We start from the raw sequence: 21,401 nt of genomic DNA, 5'->3' as shown, positions 1-21,401 counted from the left end.
TGACGTCCTATATTTACATTCAAATTCTGAAGTTTTCACATGAGCAAGGTTATAGAATTACACAGTATTACCCGCGATTTCCCATTGGGACAAGAGATTATAAAAGTTTTAAAAGGTATAGACCTTGAAATAGAAAGAGGAGAATATGTAGCATTTATGGGACCTTCGGGATCTGGTAAATCTACACTTATGAATCTTTTAGGTTGTCTAGACACACCTACTTCAGGTAGCTATATTTTAAATGGCAAGGATGTTAGTAAAATGTCTGATGATGATCTTGCGGAGATTAGAAATAAAGAAATTGGTTTCGTATTTCAAACCTTCAACTTACTACCAAGAACTACAGCTTTAGAAAATGTTGCTTTACCAATGGTTTATGCAGGTGCTACCAAAGCAGAACGAAAAGTTAGAGCTGAAGAGGTTCTTACCAATGTTGGTCTGGCAGATAGAATGGATCATAAACCCAACCAACTTTCTGGTGGACAAAGACAACGTGTGGCTGTGGGCCGAGCTTTGGTGAATAAGCCCTCTATAATTTTAGCAGATGAACCTACAGGGAATTTAGATTCTAAAACATCTGTAGAGATTATGCACTTATTTGATGAAATTCATGCTGCAGGAAATACTGTAATATTGGTAACTCACGAAGAAGATATTGCAGAGCATGCTCACAGAGTAATTAGATTACGAGATGGTGTTATAGAAAGTGATGAACGTAAAGACAAGACTAAACCTCAATATACTTAGAGATTTTTAGATAATTTCTTACTTTGTAGAAAACATATCTTATCATGATAGATCTAGACAGGGAGACTTGGTGGTATTTAAGCATCATAATTCTTATTGTTGCCTACTTAATTTGGAACGCCAATCGCTCCGCAAAAAGCAAGAAAGCCAGAAAAAATAGAAATTTTCGCCATAGATACAATCAGCGTAAAAAGGAAGAAAATTCACGAACCGAACTTTAGCAGCTTTAATCTTCTAGATTATCAAGTTGAAAAAGCATTTGCCTTAGTACATAAACACTCCATGCCTTTTCTAGTCTTTGAGGTTTCTTGTATCTTTGAAGACAGCAAGAAATTAAGCAGCTTTAGACTAAATAATTATGAAGATATATACTAAAACCGGAGATAAAGGTACCACTGCGTTATTTGGAGGTACCAGAGTTCCCAAACATCACATACGCATAGAAAGTTATGGAACTGTAGATGAACTTAACTCTTATATTGGCCTTGTTAAAGATCAAAAACCAGATGAGCATACCAAAGAAATTTTAAATATTATTCAAGATAGATTGTTTACTCTAGGCGCTATTTTGGCAACAGACCCGGAAAAAGCAATATTGAAAAGCGGAAAAGAACGCTTAAACATTCCAAAGATCACTGAAGGCGATATTACGCTCTTAGAAACTGAAATGGATAAGATGAATGAAGACTTACCAGAAATGACTCATTTTATTTTACCAGGAGGTCATCAAGCAGTGTCATTCTGTCACATAACCCGATGTGTTTGTAGACGTGCAGAGCGATTAGCGACTGCCTTATATGAATTAGAACCTTTTGACGAACTTGTTTTACAATATCTTAACAGATTATCTGACTATCTATTTGTGCTGGCACGAAAATTGTCAAAAGATGTACAAGCAGAAGAAATTCAGTGGATTCCTTCCAAGAATATTTAAGTCCCTACGTTACCTCTATATTTTGATCATAGCTATCAATTTTTACAAAATTTGAGGATGTTCTTAAAATTAATGATGAATTATTAGATTTTTTACTTGCCCATTACAACAAAAAAATTATTTTTGCAAAAAATAAAACCCGATTAATCAATGTATTGGACTTTAGAATTGGCATCCTACCTAAGCGATGCTCCCTGGCCGGCAACAAAAGATGAGTTAATAGATTATGCCATTAGAACAGGTGCTCCACTTGAAGTGGTAGAAAACCTGCAGTCAATTGAAGATGAAGGAGATTCCTATGACTCTATCGAAGAGATCTGGCCCGACTATCCTACGGACGAAGATTATCTTTGGAACGAGGATGAATATTAAATAATATATACACAACGTAAAATAGTAAAAGTCTCAATCTTGAGGCTTTTTTTTTGCGTACATTTGAACTATAATAAATAGAAAAACAATGAGTTTTTTAGATTCTGTATTAAAAGTATTCGTTGGCGATAAATCCAAAAAAGACGTCAAAGAAATACAACCAATTGTAGAGAAGATCAAAGCGCTAGAAAAGGAATTTGAAGCCTTAAGCATTGATGAATTAAGAGAAAAGACTGTTTCTTTTAAAAAGCAAATAGCAGATGCTACAGCAGATGTCAGGCAGAAGATAGACACCCTTACCCAAGAAGCAGATGCAAGCGACGATATTACCAGAAATGAAGATATCTATGCAGAGATAGATGGTCTTAAAGACAATTTATATGAACTTTCTGAAGGGGTTCTAAATGAAATACTTCCACAAGCTTTTGCTACAATTAAGGAAACGGCAAAAAGATTTACAAATAATACAGAGTTAAGAGTAACTGCATCTGCTTATGACCGTGAGTTGTCTGCAGAAAAAGATTACGTTGTTCTTGATGGTGATCATGCTACTTGGAAAAACTCGTGGGATGCAGCAGGAAAACCTATTACTTGGGACATGGTTCATTACGATGTTCAGTTAATTGGTGGTGTTGCTATGCATCAGGGTAAAATTGCTGAAATGCAAACAGGGGAAGGTAAAACTCTTGTTGCTACCTTACCAATGTACCTAAACGCACTTACCGGAAACGGGGTTCACTTAGTAACGGTGAACGATTATTTAGCAAAAAGGGATAGCGCCTGGATGGCTCCACTATTTCAATTTCATGGGTTAACCGTAGATTGTATAGATTATCACCGTCCAAATTCTGCTTCTAGACGTAAAGCATATAATTCAGATATTACTTACGGAACTAACAACGAATTTGGTTTTGATTATTTGAGAGATAATATGTCTCACTCGCCTGACGATCTCGTTCAGCGTGCACCAAACTATGCAATTGTAGATGAGGTAGATTCTGTATTAGTAGATGATGCAAGAACGCCATTAATTATTTCCGGACCAATTCCAAAAGGTGATATTCATGAGTTTGAGGTTTTAAAACCTTCTATTCATAATATAGTAGAAGTTCAAAGACAACAACTTAACAAGACCTTAGCTGAAGCTAAAAAATTGATAGCTTCTGGAGATACTAAAGAAGGTGGACTTCAATTATTAAGAGTACACAGAGGACTTCCTAGAAATAAAGCGCTGATTAAATTTTTGAGTGAAGAAGGAATTAAGCAGTTACTTCAAAAGACTGAAAATCATTACATGTCAGACAACAACCGCGAAATGCCAAAGGTTGATGAAGAGCTGTATTTTGTAATTGAAGAAAAAAATAATCAAATAGATCTTACCGATAAAGGGGTTGAATATCTTTCAGGTAAAGATGATCCGGATTTCTTTGTGATGCCTGAAATAGGAATGGAGATCGCTAAGATCGAAAATAAAGGCCTTACTTCAGAAGAAGAAGCAGAACAGAAAGAAGATCTTTTTAGAGATTATAGCATCAAAAGCGAGCGTATTCATACTATGAGACAATTGCTTAAAGCTTATACTTTATTCGAAAAAGATACTGAGTATGTGGTTATTGAGAATAAAGTGAAAATTGTTGATGAGCAAACAGGGCGTATCATGGAAGGACGTAGATATAGCGATGGATTACACCAAGCTATAGAAGCGAAGGAAAGTGTAAAGATTGAAGATGCTACTCAAACTTTTGCTACCGTTACTCTTCAGAATTACTTTAGAATGTACCGAAAACTATCTGGTATGACAGGTACGGCGGTGACAGAAGCAGGAGAATTATGGGAAATATATAAATTGGATGTAGTAGAAATTCCAACCAACCGTCCTATTGCCCGTTTTGATAAAGAAGATCTTGTTTATAAAACTAAGCGTGAGAAATTTAATGCGGTAATAGAACAAGTTACAGAACTCTCCAATGCTGGTAGACCAGTATTGATAGGTACAACCTCTGTAGAAATTTCAGAATTATTAAGCCGAATGCTTAAATTAAGAAATGTTCCGCATAATGTATTGAACGCCAAATTACATAAGAAAGAAGCAGATATTGTTGCGGAAGCAGGTAATTCTGGAATTGTGACAATTGCTACTAACATGGCAGGTCGTGGTACCGATATTAAATTGAGCAAAGAAGTTAAAGATAATGGTGGACTTGCCATTATTGGTACAGAACGCCATGACTCTAGACGTGTAGACAGACAGTTACGAGGTCGTGCCGGTCGTCAAGGAGATCCGGGAAGCTCTCAGTTCTATGTTTCATTGGAGGACAATCTGATGCGTTTATTTGGTTCTGAGCGTATTGCCAAATTAATGGATAGAATGGGTCTTGAAGAAGGAGAAGTTATTCAACATTCTATGATCTCAAAATCTATTGAAAGAGCTCAGAAAAAAGTGGAAGAGAACAACTTTGGTGTTCGTAAAAGATTATTGGAATATGATGATGTAATGAACGCGCAAAGAGAAGTGATCTATAAACGTAGATACCATGCTCTTTTTGGAGATAGATTAAAAGTAGATATCGCCAATATGATATTTGATACTGTAGAATCTATTGTAGAAGTTAACAAATCTGCTGCAGATTATAAGAATTTTGAATTTGAACTGATTCGATATTTCTCTATGAGCTCTCCTGTTTCTGAAACAGAGTTTGCCAAAATGGATGACCAAAAGATCTCTGGGATAGTTTATAAAGCTGCGTATGCTCATTATTATGATAAAATGGAGCGTACAGCCGTTTCTGCTTTCCCAATCATAAAACAGGTATATGAAGATCCGGCTAACAATTTTGAAAGAATCTCCGTTCCTTTTACCGATGGGAACAAAAGCTTACAGGTTGTTACCAACCTTGAAAAAGCTTACGAATCTGAAGGAAAGCAATTAACTAAAGATTTTGAAAAGAATATAACTCTTGCCATTATTGATGAATCCTGGAAAACGCATTTGCGCAAAATGGATGAATTAAAGCAAAGTGTGCAACTTGCAGTTCATGAGCAGAAAGATCCTTTATTGATCTATAAATTTGAAGCTTTTGAATTATTCAAGGTCATGATAGATCAGGTAAATAAAGATGTGATCTCTTTCTTATTCAAAGGAGAAATTCCAGAAGGAAACACTTCTAATATTCAGGAAGCTCGTCAAGTTAAAAGAAGAGAGCAGGTGGAAACTACTAAAGAAGAAATTCCAAATCTAGATGAACGTGCTGCTCAAAGCCGCGCTGCAGGGCAACAAACTCAACAAAGACCTCAGAAAACTGAAACCATTGTTAGAGATCAACCTAAGATCAATAGAAATGACAAGGTGACCCTTAAAAATGTTATGAGTGGTGAAAGTAAATCCATGAAATACAAACAAGCTATTCCCTTAATTGAAAAAGGAGATTGGGTGGTTACAGATCATCAGCAATAAGAGAAATTTAACTTCTATTTGAATAAACCCCGGAGCCTAGCTTTGGGGTTTATTATTTTACATAATTTCCGTTCTACTACTTCAAATAATGGATTTCATTACTCTCCAAATAGTTCTTAACTTCACATAGAATGACAAAAAAGATAAGATCAAGAAAAACTAATATTTATTAACAACCATTTTTTTAAGTCTTTAGTGGTAATATAAAATCTTATTAGAGGAGATAAAAATCATCCCATAGCTCAATATTTACTAATTTTAACATTCTAATTCAATCTGCATAAAATGAAGAATTTTTCTATTGAAATTAAATGGGGTGTTATTTTTATAATCGTTGGACTTATCTGGGTCTTATTTGAAAAGATGATGGGGTGGCATGATGAGCATATAGATCAACAAGCAATTTACAGTAACTTGTTTGGATTTATAGCGGTCTTTATTTATTTTCTCGGACTGCGAGATAAAAAGAAGAATTATTATAATGGAGTTATGGATTGGAAGCAAGGCTTTGTTGCTGGAGTAGTAATTACAATTGTAGTAGCGTTATTGTCTCCTTTATCTCAATACATTACTAGCGTATACATAAGCCCGAATTACTTCAGCAATATGATAACTTATATTTCTGAAAATAGCGCCATGACGCGAGAACAAGCAGAAGCGTTTTACAATCTTAAATCTACGATGATCCAAGTAGTATTTTCTGCTTTAGCCATGGGCGTAGTAACTTCTGCCTTAGTAGCTTGGTTTGTAAAAAGTAAAAATCAGGCGGTTGAAGCTTAAATGATCAATTAATTTTTAAAAGCAAATTTGGATCTGGGCAATTCTTTAAGTAGAATTCTAGATCTGCCGCAGCAACTACTCCGGGATAATCACCATTAAACCCTTGTAGATCTTCTATGATCTGAAAGTGTAAATGAGGAGCGTAATCTCCATTTACCTTGTGAGAACCTAAAACCGCAATTTTATCTCCTGCCTCTACAATCTGACCGAAAACCAGATTTTTAATAGAGGGTCTGGATAGATGCCCATAAAGTGTATAAAAGGTACGCTCATCTATAATATGTTCTAAAATGATTGTAGGTCCATAATTACCAAATCCTAAATTGTCATTAAAGCTATGAACTGTTCCATCTAAGGGAGCAATAACAGCTGTACCTGCTGCACACCATAGATCTAAACCTATATGAATATTTCTATTAACCGCTGCTTTATCGTCATTAAATATAACACTACGCTCATACAGATTCCTTTGCTCGTCATACCCACCAAAAGCTACCTTTTTTTTGCGCTTAGCAAGATATTCTTCTATCTTACCCTGAAGAATCACAGAAGAAGGGATCTTGATCTCTTTTAACTCCTCGCTTACATGAGAAAGATCTATATGCTCAAAATCCTTTTTCACGAAGATAGTGTCTATAACTGGCGTAAAGTTTTTGGAGCACTCTGAGATGAACTCTGCAAAATTGGTAGTGGACATAAGATCATTTTTTTTCAAAAATAACTTATTTTACTACAACTTCGCTAAATCTTGCTTTAATTGATATTAAGGATGAAGAGCTCTGATTTTTATAAAAACCATTTAGACTTAAATTGTCATAAGACTTGGTAGATTTCACGGTATTAATCTTAGGATAAGAGATCTCACTTTGAGTTCCGTTGTAATTAAAACTGGTAGCTGTTGCAGGTAAACTTAATTCTAGCTCACTATTATCCACACTTATATCCAAATTTTTAAAACCGGAGGAGATTTTATCTATTCTCAATTTTCCAAAATTACCAGATAGAATACCTGTTTGGGATATTTCACCTATAACAACATCACTAGAGCTTGAGATCAATTTAATGCTTCTCACATTGTTAATTCGGCAATCGTTCACATAGCTGGTATTTAAAATTCCATAATTCCATGATCCAACATTTATAGGTGTATAAGAAGCTTTTACTTCTGTTTTTTCTCCATCTATGGTTGTTGCTTTAAAGTTGCTATGAGAGAGAGTAGCCTTTAAATTGTTGGTTTTTCGATCTAAGATCACATCACCGTGGCGTACATCTAATTTTAAAACTGCATTTTTAGGTACTCTTAGTTTAATTGTTCTTATGGCTTTAGAAGAATTGTTGGAAAACATCTCATTAAGATAAAGCTTCACATCTTCTTTCCCTTCCATTTTTCTCTCGAAGTTGTTACCCCATATTTCCATTCTTTTGCCAAAGTTTTCTCCCCACTTCTCCATGTCTGCTTCAAATTTCTTTTCTAATCCCTCAGAATTCTTTTCAATTTGAGCTTCCCATACTTCTGCATTCTTTTCAAACTGCTTTCCCCACTCTTCCATAGATTTCTGAAAATCATCTCCAAAATTATTCTCCACCTGCTTTTCCCATTTCTTCATATATTTCTCTCCATCTTTCTGGTACGCCTGATAATCAAAATTGAGCTTTCCCATTTTAGAATAAAATTCTGAAGGCAGTTTAGGAATAGGCATATCATTAAGTATTGGACCAATAAGATCTGTTACCATTGGACCTATCAAATTTTGCAATTCTCCTATAGAACCAGTTATACCTTCCATATTTATATCTGGCCCAACAGACATTCCTCCAGAAGAATTAATCACAACTTCACCAGTATTTCCGGTAGCAGAAAGATTCCATTCATTAAGAAGTTTTTTAGTCTCTTCCTTATTTAATTTTTCTGAATTTAAATACGCTTCTACAGAAACTACATTCTTATCCCAACTCTCTACTAATAAATTAGTATGCTTAGAATTGATCTTTATTACAACATCATTATTTACGTTATAACTTTTATCAAGCTTTCTAGTTTGAGCCAATGTGATATTGCTCACAATTAATAAAAATAAGAGGGCTATATTATATTTGTGCATTTTCATAGGTAATACTTTTTGATTTCTTAAGATCACTCAGTTTATTTTTAAGCTTAAATAGCAATTCGAGCCTTAATTGTAAGTTATTGATCATAGCTTGTACGGTCTGTTCATTAATGCCGGTCTCATTCAGATCCTGATTTAAGCGCTGATATTCTTTATCCAATTCTGATAATTCTACCATAAAAGAATCTATCAAAAGCTTATTATCTGCATTTATTTCTAGTTTGGCTAATTCCAAATTGATACCAGCCAGATAATAGTTCTCAATTTTTTCAAATTCCGGAGAGATCTCACTAAGTTGAATATTATCCTTTTTCTGTACCGAGTTAGTTTTCTCTACATCTGGAGTATTTACCATCTTATTTTCTGTTGGCGTATTTTTACTATTAAAATAGAAAAATGCTACTCCTATGGCAATTATAAAAATTGCTGCTACCTTAAAAAATAAGAAGCTATTATGTTCTTTTTCCTTGCCGAATTCCTTATCCAGTTTTCTTTCAAATCTTTTATGATGTCCTTTCTCCAAACGCTCCTTAGCCAGAGATCCATTCTTGAACATCTCTCTAATATCCTGTGCCATCTTTAATTGATTTTAATTCTTCTTGTAACTTTTTCTTACCTCGATGTACCAAGGTTCTGGATGCTACTCCAGATATTTTTAATATTTCTGATATCTCCTGATGATCATAACCCTCTATCAAAAAGAGCATAAGAGGATATTTGTATTTTTCTGGTAACATCTCTATACTGTTAGTAACCATATCTATGGTTATACCATCCTGAATTTGCCAATTTGTATCATCATTATCTACAACCTCCATTGTTTGCTCATTAAGAGCTATCAATTCCATTTTCTTAGCTTTAAGCTTATCAATGCATTTATTGATCACGATCTTTTTTAACCACGCACCAAAAGTCACCTCCCCTTCAAACTGATGTAATTTTAAAAAGGCTTTTATAAATGCCTCCTGCATTGCATCTTCAGCTTCAAAAGAATCTTTCAAAAATCTGTGTGCCACAATAAACATACCCTCACAATACTTATTATAAAGCTTTACCTGTGCTTTTCTGTTATTGGCACGACAATCCTGAATGAGCTGATGTGTTAACAAAATTGATTTTAGTTAGTTGGTTGTTATCATAAAGACGAGCTTAAATATACGATGTTGCAAAATTTATTCATTTTTAGATGAAAATAATTCAATTGGAGCACCAATAGTAGCAAGACCTAATATTCATTTGGCGCCATTTTTGTAATTTGATAGGAGATGATCAATATATTTGATTAGATTAAGACCATGAAAAAGAATATATTATTAGGTTTAAAGATCTTGGTAATTATAATGTTGATAGTACTTGGTAAGCTATTTTATGACAGATATGCAACCAAAGCCTATAGCCCTGAAGAAACAATTACGTATGAAGACAACTCTCTGGAGCTTGAAGTGTTTTATAATAGACCCTATAAGAAGAATAGAAAGATATTTGGAGGTTTAATACCTTATGGAGAAGTTTGGCGTACAGGTGCAAATGAAGCTACTACCTTTAGTACTAATGAAGATTTAATTGTAGATGGCTCTATATTAGAATCCGGAAAATATACACTTTGGACGATCCCTATGGAAAATTCATGGAAAGTCATTTTTAACTCAAAAATGTATCCGTGGGGAATAAATTTAGACAAACAACCTTATAGAGAACCTGAATTTGACGTATTGGTTATTGAAATTCCTACCGAGCAAATTGCGGAGCCTCTAGAACAATTCAGCATATATTTTGAAAAAGATCATGATTTTGTAGATCTAACATTAAGTTGGGATTATACTAAAATTCGCGTGCCTATTATAAAAGAAAAAGAGGCATCCAAGACGCCTCTTTCCTATCACTAATATTTCAATATGCCTACTCCTCGTCTAGCATTAAATTTAAAGTAACATCTATATTATCTCTAGTTGCTCTAGAATAAGGACAGATCTCATGAGCTTCATTCACTAGTTTCTCTCCTGTTTCAACATCTACTCCTGGTAAATAAGAATCTAAAATAACGGCAAGATCTAATCCTCCTTCTTCGTTAGTTCCTAATTTTACGGTAGCAGAAACACTAAAATCTTCACCTAGATCTACTTTATGATTTTTAGCCACTAATTGTAAAGCACTTCCATAACAAGCAGAATATCCAGCTGCAAAAAGTTGTTCAGGATTAGTTCCATCACCACCTTTTCCACCTAAACCTTTTGCTAAACTTAAGTTCATGTCTAGAACACCATCATCTGTCTTTACATGACCATCACGTCCACCTTCTGTAGTTGCCTTAGCTTTATACAATACCTTCATCTTCTTTATTTTTGATTAATTTTATTTAAATTTGAAGATACTACTAAAGGGTATTTTTCCCATAGAACTATTCATAAATTTGTCATAAATCTTGATTTAATTTTGACCAAAAAGCCAACTAATTCCGCATTAAATCAGTCTGAAAGTACTCCTTCATCACCCAAGATAAACCCTGATTCTATTAGTAGGATCAAGGCTTCCCGTAAGAAGATCTATTCTCACGAAGAATTATTTCAAAAACTTATAGAAGGGAATAAAACTGCGCTTGGAAAAGGAATAACGCTGGTAGAAAGCAATCAAACCAATCATCAACATAGAGCAGAAAAACTTATTGAATCTTGCTTACCATATGCTCATAAATCTATACGAATTGGAATAACCGGGGTACCCGGAGTTGGTAAAAGTACTTTTATAGAGGCATTGGGGAGTTTTTTGGTAGAACAAGGTAAAAAAGTTGCCGTACTAGCCGTAGATCCAAGTAGTACGTTATCTCATGGTAGTATTTTAGGAGATAAGACTAGGATGGAAAACCTGGTCACAAAAGAAAATGCATTTATTAGGCCTTCTCCTTCCGGAGATTCATTAGGAGGTGTGGCAAGAAAAACAAGAGAGAGCATCATTCTATGCGAAGCTGCTGGATTTGATGTAATTTTGATAGAGACCGTTGGTGTTGGCCAAAGCGAAACCACAGTACATAGTATGACAGACTTCTTTCTATTGCTGAAATTAGCAGGTGCCGGAGATGAACTACAGGGAATTAAAAGAGGGATAATTGAAATGGCAGATGCCATCGTTATTAATAAAGCAGATGGAGAAAATCAAAAAGCTGCACGAGAGGCCAGATTAGACTTTAAAAGAGCTTTACATCTTTATCCACCTAAGCAAAGTGATTGGCAGCCTAAGGTTCTCCTATGTAGCGCCTTGAACAAAACCGGTGTAGATGAAATATGGGAGCTAATTAAAGAATATAAAACTCTAACCAGCAACAATGGTTACTTTGAAAAGAATAGGCATGAGCAGAATAAATTCTGGCTAGTACAAACCATTAATGAGCATCTAAAAAATAGATTTTACAAGAACCCTGTGATAAAAACCGCATTGCAAGATCAATTAAATGCCATAGAAAATAATGAGACCACACCTTTTGTTGCTGCCAATTATCTTTTGCAAAGATATAAAGACCTATAAAAAATTAGATCTATACCATTCTATTTGCAGTTTTAATCCTTCTTTTAAAGTGGTGGTGGGATTATAATTCAAGAGTTTTTTAGCCTTATCTATATTCGCTAAGGTTCTCCATTGATCGCTTGGGCGTTGTGGCTTAATTTCCAAAGCTATCTTAGTATGTAATAATTCTTCTACCAGGTCTATTCCTTCTTGGGTACTTCTTTCTTCTTCTGTTCCAATATTAATGATCTCACCTATTAATTTTTCATGATTTTCTAAAGCACTCATTAAACCATCTATAATATCACCCACATAGGTAAAACTCCTTAAATGTTCACTACTACCTTCAAATAATGGAAAAGCCTTATTATTGTAAGCGCAGGAAATCAATTTTGTATAAAGTTTATCCGGACGTTCTCTAGGCCCATAAACCGAATATAATCGGTAAGAACTTCCATTTAATTTTTTAGTTCGAGATTCTGCGAGTACCAGTTGTTCTGCTCCCAATTTAGTAACTCCATAGTGAGATGCAGGATTTGGCGCTACAGATTCCGGAAAAGTAGCCTCAAGTCCATAAATTGAGGAAGTTCCTATATTAAAAAAATGTTTGAGGTTAGAATTTCTCTTTGAAAACTCAATTAGGTTTTGAGTTGCGACGATATTGTTAGACAAATAATCTTCAAAAGAACTGGTAACCGATATTCCTGGTTGCGCAGCAAAGTGAAATATAAAATCGAAGTCTGTAGCAAGTTCTGAAATTTGAGTCTTATCTCTTAGCTCTATATTATGTAGTACTATACCTTTATCTCTAAGTTCCTTTGCATTTAGTTCTTTTAATGAGACATCGTAATATGGAGAAAAATTATCTACTCCTGTTACGTTAAACCCATTCTTATGCAATCTTTCTGACATATGAGAGCCAATAAATCCTGCGGCCCCAGTTACTAATACATTCATATTTCCCGTAAAATTTTAAATTCAGAAATCAGTTATAAGACTTAGAAGAAGTTTCGAGTGCAAATTACAATCATTCTTTAAACATTTCCCAATTTTGAGCTGTAATTATAGGGTGCTTTATGCTTCAGAATTAATACATTTGCAACGAATAAACATTTTATGGATTACGAATTTACTATCATTGTGCCGCTTTATAATGAGGAAGACAACCTCTTAAGAGTAGAAAAGCACCTTGCAGCTTATATAGATATTGCCATCAAAAAAACCTGTATTCTTTATGTAAACGATGGTTCTATTGATAATAGCCTTAATTTCATTGAAGATATCTGTAAGCGAAATGAAGCTATGCATTTTATATCTTTTGATAAGAACAGAGGACTGAGTGCCGCTATAAAAGCAGGATTCGATTATGCCAAAACCCCTCTTATTGGCTATATAGATTCTGATCTACAAACAGATCCGGAAGATTTTAATATCCTTCTGCCTCATATTGAAGAATATGATCTAGTTACCGGATTAAGAGATAATAGAAAAGATTCTTTTGTTAAGAATATGTCTTCTACAATTGCTAATGGGATTAGAAGAAGTTTTACCCATGATGGAATGGATGATACTGGCTGTCCGTTAAAAGTGATAAGAGCAGATTATGCAAAAAGAATTCCAATGTTTAAAGGATTACATAGATTCTTACCAGCAATGATCGAGCTTCAAGGCGGAAAGATAATACAGGTTTCTGTGCGTCATTATCCTAGAATTGCGGGAGAAGCTAAGTTTCATCTTATGAATAGACTAGTAGGACCATTATTAGATTGTTTTGCCTACTTATGGATGAAGAGAAACTACATCAATTATAAGGTAATTAAAAAGGATGAGTAGTTGGCAGATTTATAGTATTGGATTTGCTGCACAAATTTTATTTTCCGCCAGATTAATTCAACAGTGGTTAGTCTCAGAAAAGGAAAAGAAAGTAATAACCCCTGCTCTATTTTGGCAATTTAGCCTATTTGCTTCTTTTCTACTCTTTGTTTACGGATATCTACGAGAAGATTTCTCGATTATGCTGGGACAGGCAATTACCTATTATATTTATATTAGAAACATTCAATTACAAGGAGACTGGAAAAAGATTCCAACAGCATTAAAGTTTTTCCTACATGTCTTTCCTATCTTCATAGTTATATATTCTTACAATAATAATATTCTCGACATTCATAAATTATTCAATAATGAGAATATTCCGTTATGGTTATTAATTCTGGGCTCTACCGCACAGATTATATTTAACCTCCGCTTTATATATCAGTGGATATATTCTGAAAGGATGAAATCTTCCATCTTACCGTTAGGATTTTGGATCTTAAGTCTTACAGGAGCACTTATGGTACTAACCTATGCCATTATTAGAAGAGACCCTGTACTTTTTATAGGACATATTATGGGAAGTGTGGTGTATGCTAGAAATATTATTATTAGTAGAAGAGAAAAAAATCATGCTTCATAAAATTCAATTAAAACCGTACTATCTGCCCATACTAATAGTTGTTGGATGCCTGGTATTTATACTGAATTTAGATGCGTTATATATCAATATCATGGAAGCTCGTAATTTTATTACTGCCCGTGAAATGCTTACCCATAATAACTGGATATTTACCACTATAGATCTTATGCCTAGGTATGAGAAGCCACCACTACCAACCTGGCTCACGGCTATTTCTGCATCTATCTTCGGAATAAAAAACGTTTTTGCCTATAGATTACCTGCTGCTCTGGTCTCAATTTTTATGGTAATAATGTTTTATAAACTTCAACTTAAACTAAACATTAAAAAGTATACTGCGTTTTTAGGGAGTTTGATCTTAATGACTTCTTTTTATATTGTATTTTCTGGAAGAGATGGACAATGGGACATCTTTACCCATAGTTTTATGGTGGCTTGCTGTTATTTCTTTATAAAGATGATAGAGCTAGAAAAACATCAATACCAAAATGCACTATTGGCAGGCCTCTTCTTTGGTGCTTCCTTACTAAGTAAAGGCCCGGTTTCTTTATATGCATTGTTTTTGCCTTTTTTAGTTGCATACGCGATCACCTATAAATTTAAAACCTCTCCTGCTCTTTGGAAATCAATTTCGTTGTTCATTGTTGTAGGACTAATTTCAGGAACGTGGTGGACAGCGATTGCTCATTATTATGACCCGGAAGCTTTTGCAGAAGTTGCTAATACAGAGAGTACCCGATGGTTTAGTTATAATGTGAGACCAATATGGTATTACTGGAGCTTTTTTACTCAAAGTGGAATATGGACCATTCCTGCTCTAATGTCATTATTTTATTGGTATTTAAAACCCAGAGTTTCAAATTTTAAAGCCTACAGATTTTATTTTCTATGGACTATCTTTTCTGTGATCTTATTGTCTATTATTCCGGAGAAAAAAAGCAGATATCTACTTCCTGTATTAATTCCGCTAGCAATGGCAACTAGCTTTTATGTGGAGTATGCTATTAGGAATTTTAAAGATAACTTCAGCAAATTAGAAAAAATCCCAGTTTGGTTAAATTTTGGAGTTTTAACACTGGTTTCATTTGCGCTTCCTTTTCTTTTGTATTTCGGATTAAAAGAAACTATTTGGGAAATGAAATATCAATACCTCCTATTCTCTATTTTTCTAGTAGCCTTAGGAATACTGTTTGTCTACGGAATTACTAAAACAGATATGAAATTGCTATTTTCTCTTCAAGTATTGATGATCGTAGGAATACTTTCGTTTGGATTTCCGCTTTTAAAATTAATAGCTCCTGAAAGAAATTCTCCAAATGTTGCCCAAATTAGATCTTATATTGAAGAGAATGATCTTAATATGTATGATGTTAGCGGCCTTTTTCCTGAATTGATCTTTACATATGGGAAACCAATCCCCCTGTCTATTGAAGAATATGGAGATGATCTTCCCTCAGAAAAAGAATTTGGAATCTTAGTAAATGAAGAATCTACACCAGAGTGGAGATCAAGATTTGAAAAGTATCAACTAAGATTTGTTGATACCTTAAATTTAAATCCCGCTATCTCCAAAGGTAATAATGTAAGGTTAATACGAAATTTTTATATTGCTACTAAGAAGTAAGATTAAAATACCTCATTAAATAACAGTGTATTTTATAGAACAAATAGCCTAGTAGCGCTCCAATTAAACCACCGGTTAACACATCTAAAGGATAATGAACCCCTACATAAATTCTACTGTAGGTCACTAAGATTACCCAGATCATTAATAATGAAGTTAGGTGTTTATAATATTTATCTAAAATTAGACTCATAAAAATTGCTAACCCCATAGAACTTGAGGCGTGTGCAGAAAAATAACCGTACCTACCACAACGCACTGCTATAAACCTTGCATACTCCATCACTCCATCTTGACCACAAGGCCTAGGGCGTTGAAAGCCGTGCTTAAATACATTAGCTAACTGATCTGTAGATGCTATAAGCAATGCCACCATTACTATGCTTAAAAGCGTTCCCTTGAGCCCGAAGTTTCTATAGATAAGGTAAAGTAAAATAGCGTAAAGAGGAATTGAGGTCCATTTATCTGTAATTAATAACCAGAATGGATCCCAGGTGGAACTACCCAAATTATTTAAATAAAGGAATAACTCCTGATCTAAAGCTATAATTTTTTCTAACATGGAGCTTAATCGTCGTATCTAGACACCTCTCTATCATAGAATTCATTAGCCTGAGTGATAAGATCTTCTGCCTCTGTAGCTAATTCTTTTTCATCGCTTTGATCGAAATCTTCTAACCATTCTACTTCATCATCCTGAAGATTAATTATAAATCTTGGATACTCTGTGTGTACAACAAATATAGCGTCGGGAAAATCTGTATTGTCTCCTAATAAGAATTTTGGAAAGTCCATAGTATTAATTTTAATTTTGTGTTCTTATAATATTTAAGAAAGTGTTGTTGTTTTTGCTGCCTCAAGAGCTTCACTTTCATTTTCTTTTAAAACTTCTTGCTTACTTAGGTAATTAAATCTTAAATATAACATTAAGGCAGATGCGGTGAGACCTACAAATAGACCCATCCATATACCCATACTTCCCATAATCTCCTTTTGACCGAAATAAAATGACACTGGAAAGCCAATTACCCAATAAGCTATAAAGCAAATTAAAGTAGGGATCTTTACATCTTGAAGTCCTCTAAGTGCTCCTAAGATCACCACTTGTAAACCATCACTTAACTGAAATAATGCAGCTATTATTAATAATTGAGATGCAAGAATAATAACCTCCACATTGCTAATATACAAAGTTGGTAACCAATCTTTTAATAGTATAAATCCTAGAGCAAAAACAGCTTCAATTAAAAAAACCAACAAGAAAGTGGAGAATGCAATTCTACGAAGATCTTTATACCTCTTTAAACCTTTTTGATTCCCAACTCTAATAGTGGCAGTTACTCCTAAGCCTACAGCAATCATATAAGTCATAGAGGCTAAATTAAGTGCAATTTGATTCGCCGCCTGCGGATTGGTTCCAAGTGTACCAGCAAGAAAAATAGTGCCTGCAAAAATAGCTACTTCAAAAAACATCTGTAAAGCAGATGGAAATCCAAGAGCAATCATTCTCTTAAAGATGCTCGTTTTAATTAATTCCTTTTTACTCCAAATAAAATATTCTTTAAATTTCTTCTTCCTTCTCAATATTTCCCAGATAAACCAAAGCATAAAGAATCTAGAGATCAAGGTACCAATAGCGGCACCCTCAAGACCCAATTTTGGAAATATCCAAATACCGTAGATCAATAAGAAATTAAATATTACGTTCACTACATTCGCAAGAATGGTAGCGTACATACTGTATTTAGTTTGTGATAATCCGTCTGCAAACTGTTTAAAAGCCTGAAAGATCATTAACGGAATCATAGAAAATGCAACGATATTTAAATATGGTATTGCTAGTTCTACAACTTCCTGTGGTTGATTTAAATAATAAAGTATAGGTTTTGCTAATAAAAGAAGTAAGAATAATAAAACACCATTAACAGTACACAAAATAATACCATGATGAAAATAGCGCTTACCAAGCTCTATATCTGATGCTCCATCTGCCTCTGCAATTAATGGAGTTATAGCGAAAGAAAACCCAATACCTAGAGAGAGGGCAATAAATACAAGACTATTCCCCAAAGAAACAGCTGCCAAAGGAGCTGCACCCAATCGCCCAATCATTAAATTGTCTACCAACCCAACCAACACATGTCCCAATTGCCCCATCATAACAGGAAAGGCAATATTCAAACTGGTTCTAAATTCTTTGGTGTAGGCGGTTAATTGCAAATCTTAATTTTTAAGGCGCAAAGATAACTTGTTTTAATCTAGAAGCTTTAATTAAACTAACATTTTCTAGACACGCATTCTCACTAGTTACACTAATTAAAACTACTTAGAGTTAGAAGAATTAAATCCATATTTATCAACGAGGTAAATCATAGAAGCCATCGTTGCAGCACCCATCTCTAGTTCACGTTTATTAACCTGATCAAAAGTATTGTTAGCAGAGTGGTGGTGATCAAAATAACGTTGAGAATCTGGACTTAAGCCTGCAAGAACGATCTTATCATTTTTAAGTGGTCCAATATCTGCTCCGCTGCCGCCCATAATAAAATGCTGAATTAGATAAGGTTCAAATAAATTAGACCAGCTTTTAATTTTTTCGAACTGAGCTTTATTCGCCTCAATAGAAAAACCTCTTGGGGTGAAGCCACCTTCATCACTCTCTAGGGCAAAAATATGATCTTCATTTTTCTGTTTAGCAATTTCTGCATATTTGGTACCGCCACGAAGTCCGTTTTCTTCATTCATAAACAGCACTACTCTAATAGTTCTTTTTGGTTTAATCTTTAATTCTTTAAAAGTTCTTAGAACATCCATAGACTGTACTACTCCTGCACCATCATCATGAGAGCCATCTCCTAGATCCCAAGAATCTAAATGACCACCAACCACTATATATTCCTTGGGAAATTCTGTGCCAGTAATTTCGCCAATTACATTGTAAGACTGCACATCTGCCAACGAAGAGCTATTCAATTTAAAATAAACCTCAGCATTTTCATCAACTTTTAGTAAGCTGCTTAAGTATTCAGAATCATTAGTGCTCAGCGCTGCAGCAGGAATTCTCTGGGCCGCTGGCAGATCTCCATAAGTCATAGAACCAGTATGTGGATAATCATCTAATCTTAGATTTAACGATCTAATAACAACACCAACCGCTCCATATTTAGCAGCTTCCATAGCTCCTGCATAACGTTGATCTACAGCCCCGCTATAAGCATCAAAAGTATTCATATTATCTGCACGCATAGGTCTGTTGAAGAACACTATTTTACCCTTGATTCCTGCTTCACCATATCTCTCAAGGTCCTCCAGACCTTGTACTTCTATAACCTTAGCTTTAGTTCCTCCTTCTGGAGTTGCTACAGAACCTCCCAACGCTGTGATATTAAGATCTCTAGTTACTCCCGGCGCAGTTTGAGCATAAGAATATTCCTTTCCTCCACGCACCCATTTTGGAACCATCACCGGCTGAAGCCAAACTTTATCCAGACCTAAAGAATCTAATTGCTTTTTGGTGTATTCTACAGCCTTCTGAGCATTTAAAGAACCAGATAGCCTACTTCCAATATCGTTAGATAAATGATCTAACCACTTATAAGAATGACCTTGCAGCAAATTGTAATCATATATTTTTCTTATGGTTAAAGAATCTTCACTCTGTTTATTTTCTTGTGCTTGAAGATTAAAGAAACTAATAATCAATGCGAGTGCTACTAATGATCTTTTCATAAATGCGGATTTTTTTTTTGCAGATTGCTAATTAACAAAATCTAATGCAGACAATCAATAATGAGGCCTAAGCGTCTGGATGTTGAAGCTGCTTTTTATAATCTTCCAGATTCTCTAAGATCTTAGCTTCTAATTCTGGCTCTTGAACATCTGTATATTTAGAAAGCTCCTCCCATAGAACTTTAGCAACTATATACCTGGCAGCATCTTTATTATCTGAAGGAATAACATACCACGGAGCATTTGGAGTAGATGTTCTTTGAATAGCTTCTTCGTAACAATCCATATAATCATCCCATAACTGTCTCTCTTTTAGATCTCCCGGAGAGAACTTCCAATTTTTATCGCTACGATTTAATCTTCTAAGCAAACGTTGTCTTTGCTCCTCTTTAGATATATTCAAGAAAAATTTAAATATAATAGTCCCATTCTTAGATAAGTGATCTTCAAAATTTCTTATTTGTTCAAATCGAGAGTCCCAGAAATTCTCATCAATATCTTCCAAACTATTTACATTTGGTAGATTTTCACCCAATACATATTCCGGATGTACGCGGGTTACTAAAACATTTTCATAATGCGTTCTATTAAAAATTCCAAATTTTCCACGCGCAGGCAGCGCTATATAGTGTCTCCATAAAAAATCATGCCTTAATTCAAGATTTGTAGGCACTTTAAAACTATGTACTACTACGCCTCTAGTATTAAATTGATTAAAAACTTCACGTATTAAACTATCCTTACCTGCAGTATCCATTCCCTGTAAACATATTAACACTGCATATTTGCTATGTGCATACAGTACATCCTGCCACTCCCCAAGCTTTTTACTTAATTTCTTAAGTTCATCTTCTAATTTATCTTCATCTGCCTCTAAAGCTATTTTTGTAGAAACATTCTTTAATTTAAAATCTGATGTAGCTATAAATTGCTCTATATTGATATCTTTCATAAACATGTGTTGATAGCGAAAGATACAAATCTTTAAAAGATGATTTTTTTTTATCTTCGCAACCTAAACAAAGTGATTTGGAGAAGGAAGAAATTATAAATAAAGTAGCTCTTTTACTTAAAGAGATCCCAACATCTATGGATATCGTTAAAGACGATTCTAAAAGAGATGCGCGTTTTCAATATCTAGCTGCTCATATGGTTGAGAAAGCCATAAAAAAAGATGCATTAATTATTTCTAAAAATGAAAAGGGTATTGCTATATTATTTAAGACTAGCAAAGACGATGAAAACTTTTGGAAAGAATTACCTACTCAGCTTGGTTTGCTAAGAAATGTTACAGGCTTTAAAAATGCCTTGAAGATCTTGAAGACTCAAAGCTATATTAAAGCACAAAGACCTCAAGAAGGTGAATATCTCTATTGTTGGTTCTGGGGAATTCTATCTGATGCACGAGGTGCAGATACTCAAACCGGAAAAGAGATGAAAGATGAATTCTATCGTCAGGCAGAGGAATATAAAATCCCACTTTATGCTGAAACCAGAATGAGACAGAATGCTTTGGTGTATCAACGTTTTGGATTTGAACTGTTTCATGAATGGCAACACCCTAGTGGAGACACTATGTATTTTTTAAGATACATTCCTAAATCTCTAAAAGAAGGAAAATAATAAATTAGAAAAGCCTGCTTTAATCAGCAGGCTTTTTTCTTTTTAATGAGTTTTTTTCTAGGAACTCATTAAGT

22 protein-coding genes are annotated in these 21,401 nt (G+C 34.4%); 11 read left to right on the top strand and 11 right to left on the bottom strand.

All coding sequences use genetic code 11. The features are described 5' to 3' along the window. Positions 1–39 precede the first annotated feature (39 nt). The 5 genes from BLT84_RS08530 (at position 40) to BLT84_RS08510 (ending at position 6,287) form a co-directional block, all read left to right on the top strand. Positions 40–747 carry an ABC transporter ATP-binding protein gene (locus BLT84_RS08530; protein ID WP_034890182.1) on the top strand — a complete coding sequence of 236 codons (708 nt, stop codon included), beginning with the start codon at positions 40–42 and terminating at the stop codon, positions 745–747. A gap of 358 nt (positions 748–1,105) precedes the next feature. Further along, positions 1,106–1,681 carry a cob(I)yrinic acid a,c-diamide adenosyltransferase gene (locus BLT84_RS08525; protein ID WP_091264511.1) on the top strand — a complete coding sequence of 192 codons (576 nt, stop codon included), beginning with the start codon at positions 1,106–1,108 and terminating at the stop codon, positions 1,679–1,681. A gap of 150 nt (positions 1,682–1,831) precedes the next feature. Then, positions 1,832–2,053: a DUF2795 domain-containing protein gene (locus BLT84_RS08520; protein ID WP_006989959.1), complete on the top strand. Its 222-nt coding sequence runs from the start codon at positions 1,832–1,834 to the stop codon at positions 2,051–2,053. Positions 2,054–2,141: 88 nt separating this feature from the next. Then, positions 2,142–5,507, top strand: a complete 3,366-nt coding sequence (gene secA / locus BLT84_RS08515) for a preprotein translocase subunit SecA (protein ID WP_091264507.1) — start codon at positions 2,142–2,144, stop codon at positions 5,505–5,507. Positions 5,508–5,792: 285 nt separating this feature from the next. Further along, on the top strand, positions 5,793–6,287 hold the full coding sequence (locus BLT84_RS08510; RefSeq protein WP_091264504.1) for a DUF4199 domain-containing protein: 495 nt from the start codon (positions 5,793–5,795) through the stop codon (positions 6,285–6,287). A 4-nt stretch (positions 6,288–6,291) separates the two neighbouring features. On the opposite strand, the gene BLT84_RS08505 is transcribed toward BLT84_RS08510, so the two are convergent. The 4 genes from BLT84_RS08505 to BLT84_RS08490 are packed head-to-tail and all read right to left on the bottom strand — an operon-like array spanning position 6,292 to position 9,504. Then, positions 6,292–6,984, bottom strand: a complete 693-nt coding sequence (locus BLT84_RS08505; RefSeq protein ID WP_091264500.1) for a peptidoglycan DD-metalloendopeptidase family protein — start codon at positions 6,982–6,984, stop codon at positions 6,292–6,294. 25 nt (positions 6,985–7,009) lie between these two features. Continuing rightward, on the bottom strand, positions 7,010–8,395 hold the full coding sequence (locus BLT84_RS08500) for a hypothetical protein (protein ID WP_091264497.1): 1,386 nt from the start codon (positions 8,393–8,395) through the stop codon (positions 7,010–7,012). Next, positions 8,376–8,972 (bottom strand): hypothetical protein, encoded by a 597-nt coding sequence (locus tag BLT84_RS08495; RefSeq protein ID WP_091264493.1) that lies wholly within the window; start codon positions 8,970–8,972, stop codon positions 8,376–8,378. The genes BLT84_RS08500 and BLT84_RS08495 overlap by 20 nt, the downstream gene beginning before the upstream one ends. Continuing rightward, a complete protein-coding gene (locus tag BLT84_RS08490; RefSeq protein WP_091264489.1) occupies positions 8,956–9,504 on the bottom strand; it encodes an RNA polymerase sigma factor in 549 nt (182 codons plus the stop codon). Before BLT84_RS08490 ends, BLT84_RS08495 begins: the two co-directional genes overlap by 17 nt. A 186-nt stretch (positions 9,505–9,690) precedes the next feature. On the opposite strand from BLT84_RS08490, the gene BLT84_RS08485 reads away from it, so the two are divergent. Beyond that, positions 9,691–10,281, top strand: a complete 591-nt coding sequence (locus BLT84_RS08485; RefSeq protein ID WP_091264486.1) for a DUF2911 domain-containing protein — start codon at positions 9,691–9,693, stop codon at positions 10,279–10,281. Positions 10,282–10,294: 13 nt separating this feature from the next. Here the strand turns inward: BLT84_RS08485 and BLT84_RS08480 are convergent, their stop codons facing one another. Continuing rightward, complete coding sequence (locus tag BLT84_RS08480) at positions 10,295–10,726, bottom strand: organic hydroperoxide resistance protein (RefSeq protein WP_034890152.1); 432 nt, start codon at positions 10,724–10,726, stop codon at positions 10,295–10,297. A 102-nt stretch (positions 10,727–10,828) separates the two neighbouring features. On the opposite strand from BLT84_RS08480, the gene meaB reads away from it, so the two are divergent. Beyond that, positions 10,829–11,914 (top strand): methylmalonyl Co-A mutase-associated GTPase MeaB, encoded by a 1,086-nt coding sequence (gene meaB / locus BLT84_RS08475; protein ID WP_091264483.1) that lies wholly within the window; start codon positions 10,829–10,831, stop codon positions 11,912–11,914. Here meaB and BLT84_RS08470 read toward each other — a convergent pair. After that, the gene (locus tag BLT84_RS08470) at positions 11,909–12,850 is read right to left on the bottom strand and encodes an NAD-dependent epimerase/dehydratase family protein (protein ID WP_091264479.1); all 942 of its coding nucleotides are present in this window, start codon (positions 12,848–12,850) and stop codon (positions 11,909–11,911) included. The two genes, meaB and BLT84_RS08470, sit on opposite strands and share 6 nt — an antisense overlap. 159 nt (positions 12,851–13,009) lie before the next feature. Between BLT84_RS08470 and BLT84_RS08465 the strand changes: the two genes are divergently transcribed. The 3 genes from BLT84_RS08465 to BLT84_RS08455 are packed head-to-tail and all read left to right on the top strand — an operon-like array spanning position 13,010 to position 15,975. Further along, positions 13,010–13,726 (top strand): glycosyltransferase, encoded by a 717-nt coding sequence (locus BLT84_RS08465; RefSeq protein ID WP_034890143.1) that lies wholly within the window; start codon positions 13,010–13,012, stop codon positions 13,724–13,726. After that, positions 13,719–14,351, top strand: coding sequence for a lipid-A-disaccharide synthase N-terminal domain-containing protein (locus BLT84_RS08460; protein WP_091264475.1), 633 nt, complete (start codon positions 13,719–13,721; stop codon positions 14,349–14,351). The genes BLT84_RS08465 and BLT84_RS08460 overlap by 8 nt, the downstream gene beginning before the upstream one ends. Beyond that, complete coding sequence (locus BLT84_RS08455) at positions 14,341–15,975, top strand: ArnT family glycosyltransferase (protein WP_091268138.1); 1,635 nt, start codon at positions 14,341–14,343, stop codon at positions 15,973–15,975. The genes BLT84_RS08460 and BLT84_RS08455 overlap by 11 nt, the downstream gene beginning before the upstream one ends. On the opposite strand, the gene BLT84_RS08450 is transcribed toward BLT84_RS08455, so the two are convergent. The 5 genes from BLT84_RS08450 to BLT84_RS08430 form a co-directional block, all read right to left on the bottom strand. Further along, positions 15,965–16,537 (bottom strand): phosphatase PAP2 family protein, encoded by a 573-nt coding sequence (locus tag BLT84_RS08450; RefSeq protein ID WP_091264472.1) that lies wholly within the window; start codon positions 16,535–16,537, stop codon positions 15,965–15,967. The genes BLT84_RS08455 and BLT84_RS08450 overlap by 11 nt on opposite strands. Positions 16,538–16,542: 5 nt before the next feature. Then, entirely contained in the window at positions 16,543–16,770 is a 228-nt protein-coding gene (locus BLT84_RS08445) for a hypothetical protein (protein ID WP_034890132.1), read from the bottom strand. 33 nt (positions 16,771–16,803) lie between these two features. Then, positions 16,804–18,195 (bottom strand): MATE family efflux transporter, encoded by a 1,392-nt coding sequence (locus BLT84_RS08440; RefSeq protein ID WP_091264469.1) that lies wholly within the window; start codon positions 18,193–18,195, stop codon positions 16,804–16,806. 102 nt (positions 18,196–18,297) lie between these two features. Further along, positions 18,298–19,704 carry a M20/M25/M40 family metallo-hydrolase gene (locus BLT84_RS08435; RefSeq protein WP_091264466.1) on the bottom strand — a complete coding sequence of 469 codons (1,407 nt, stop codon included), beginning with the start codon at positions 19,702–19,704 and terminating at the stop codon, positions 18,298–18,300. 67 nt (positions 19,705–19,771) lie between these two features. Then, the gene (locus tag BLT84_RS08430) at positions 19,772–20,656 is read right to left on the bottom strand and encodes a PPK2 family polyphosphate kinase (RefSeq protein WP_091264463.1); all 885 of its coding nucleotides are present in this window, start codon (positions 20,654–20,656) and stop codon (positions 19,772–19,774) included. Positions 20,657–20,733: 77 nt separating this feature from the next. Here BLT84_RS08430 and BLT84_RS08425 point away from each other — a divergent pair, with 77 nt between their 5' ends. After that, positions 20,734–21,327 (top strand): hypothetical protein, encoded by a 594-nt coding sequence (locus BLT84_RS08425; RefSeq protein ID WP_091264460.1) that lies wholly within the window; start codon positions 20,734–20,736, stop codon positions 21,325–21,327. Positions 21,328–21,401 lie beyond the last annotated feature (74 nt).

Source organism: Gillisia sp. Hel1_33_143 (assembly GCF_900104765.1).
GTDB lineage: Bacteria > Bacteroidota > Bacteroidia > Flavobacteriales > Flavobacteriaceae > Gillisia.
Note: the sequence above shows the minus strand (reverse complement) of the source record. Positions and strands in the feature narration are given on the sequence as shown.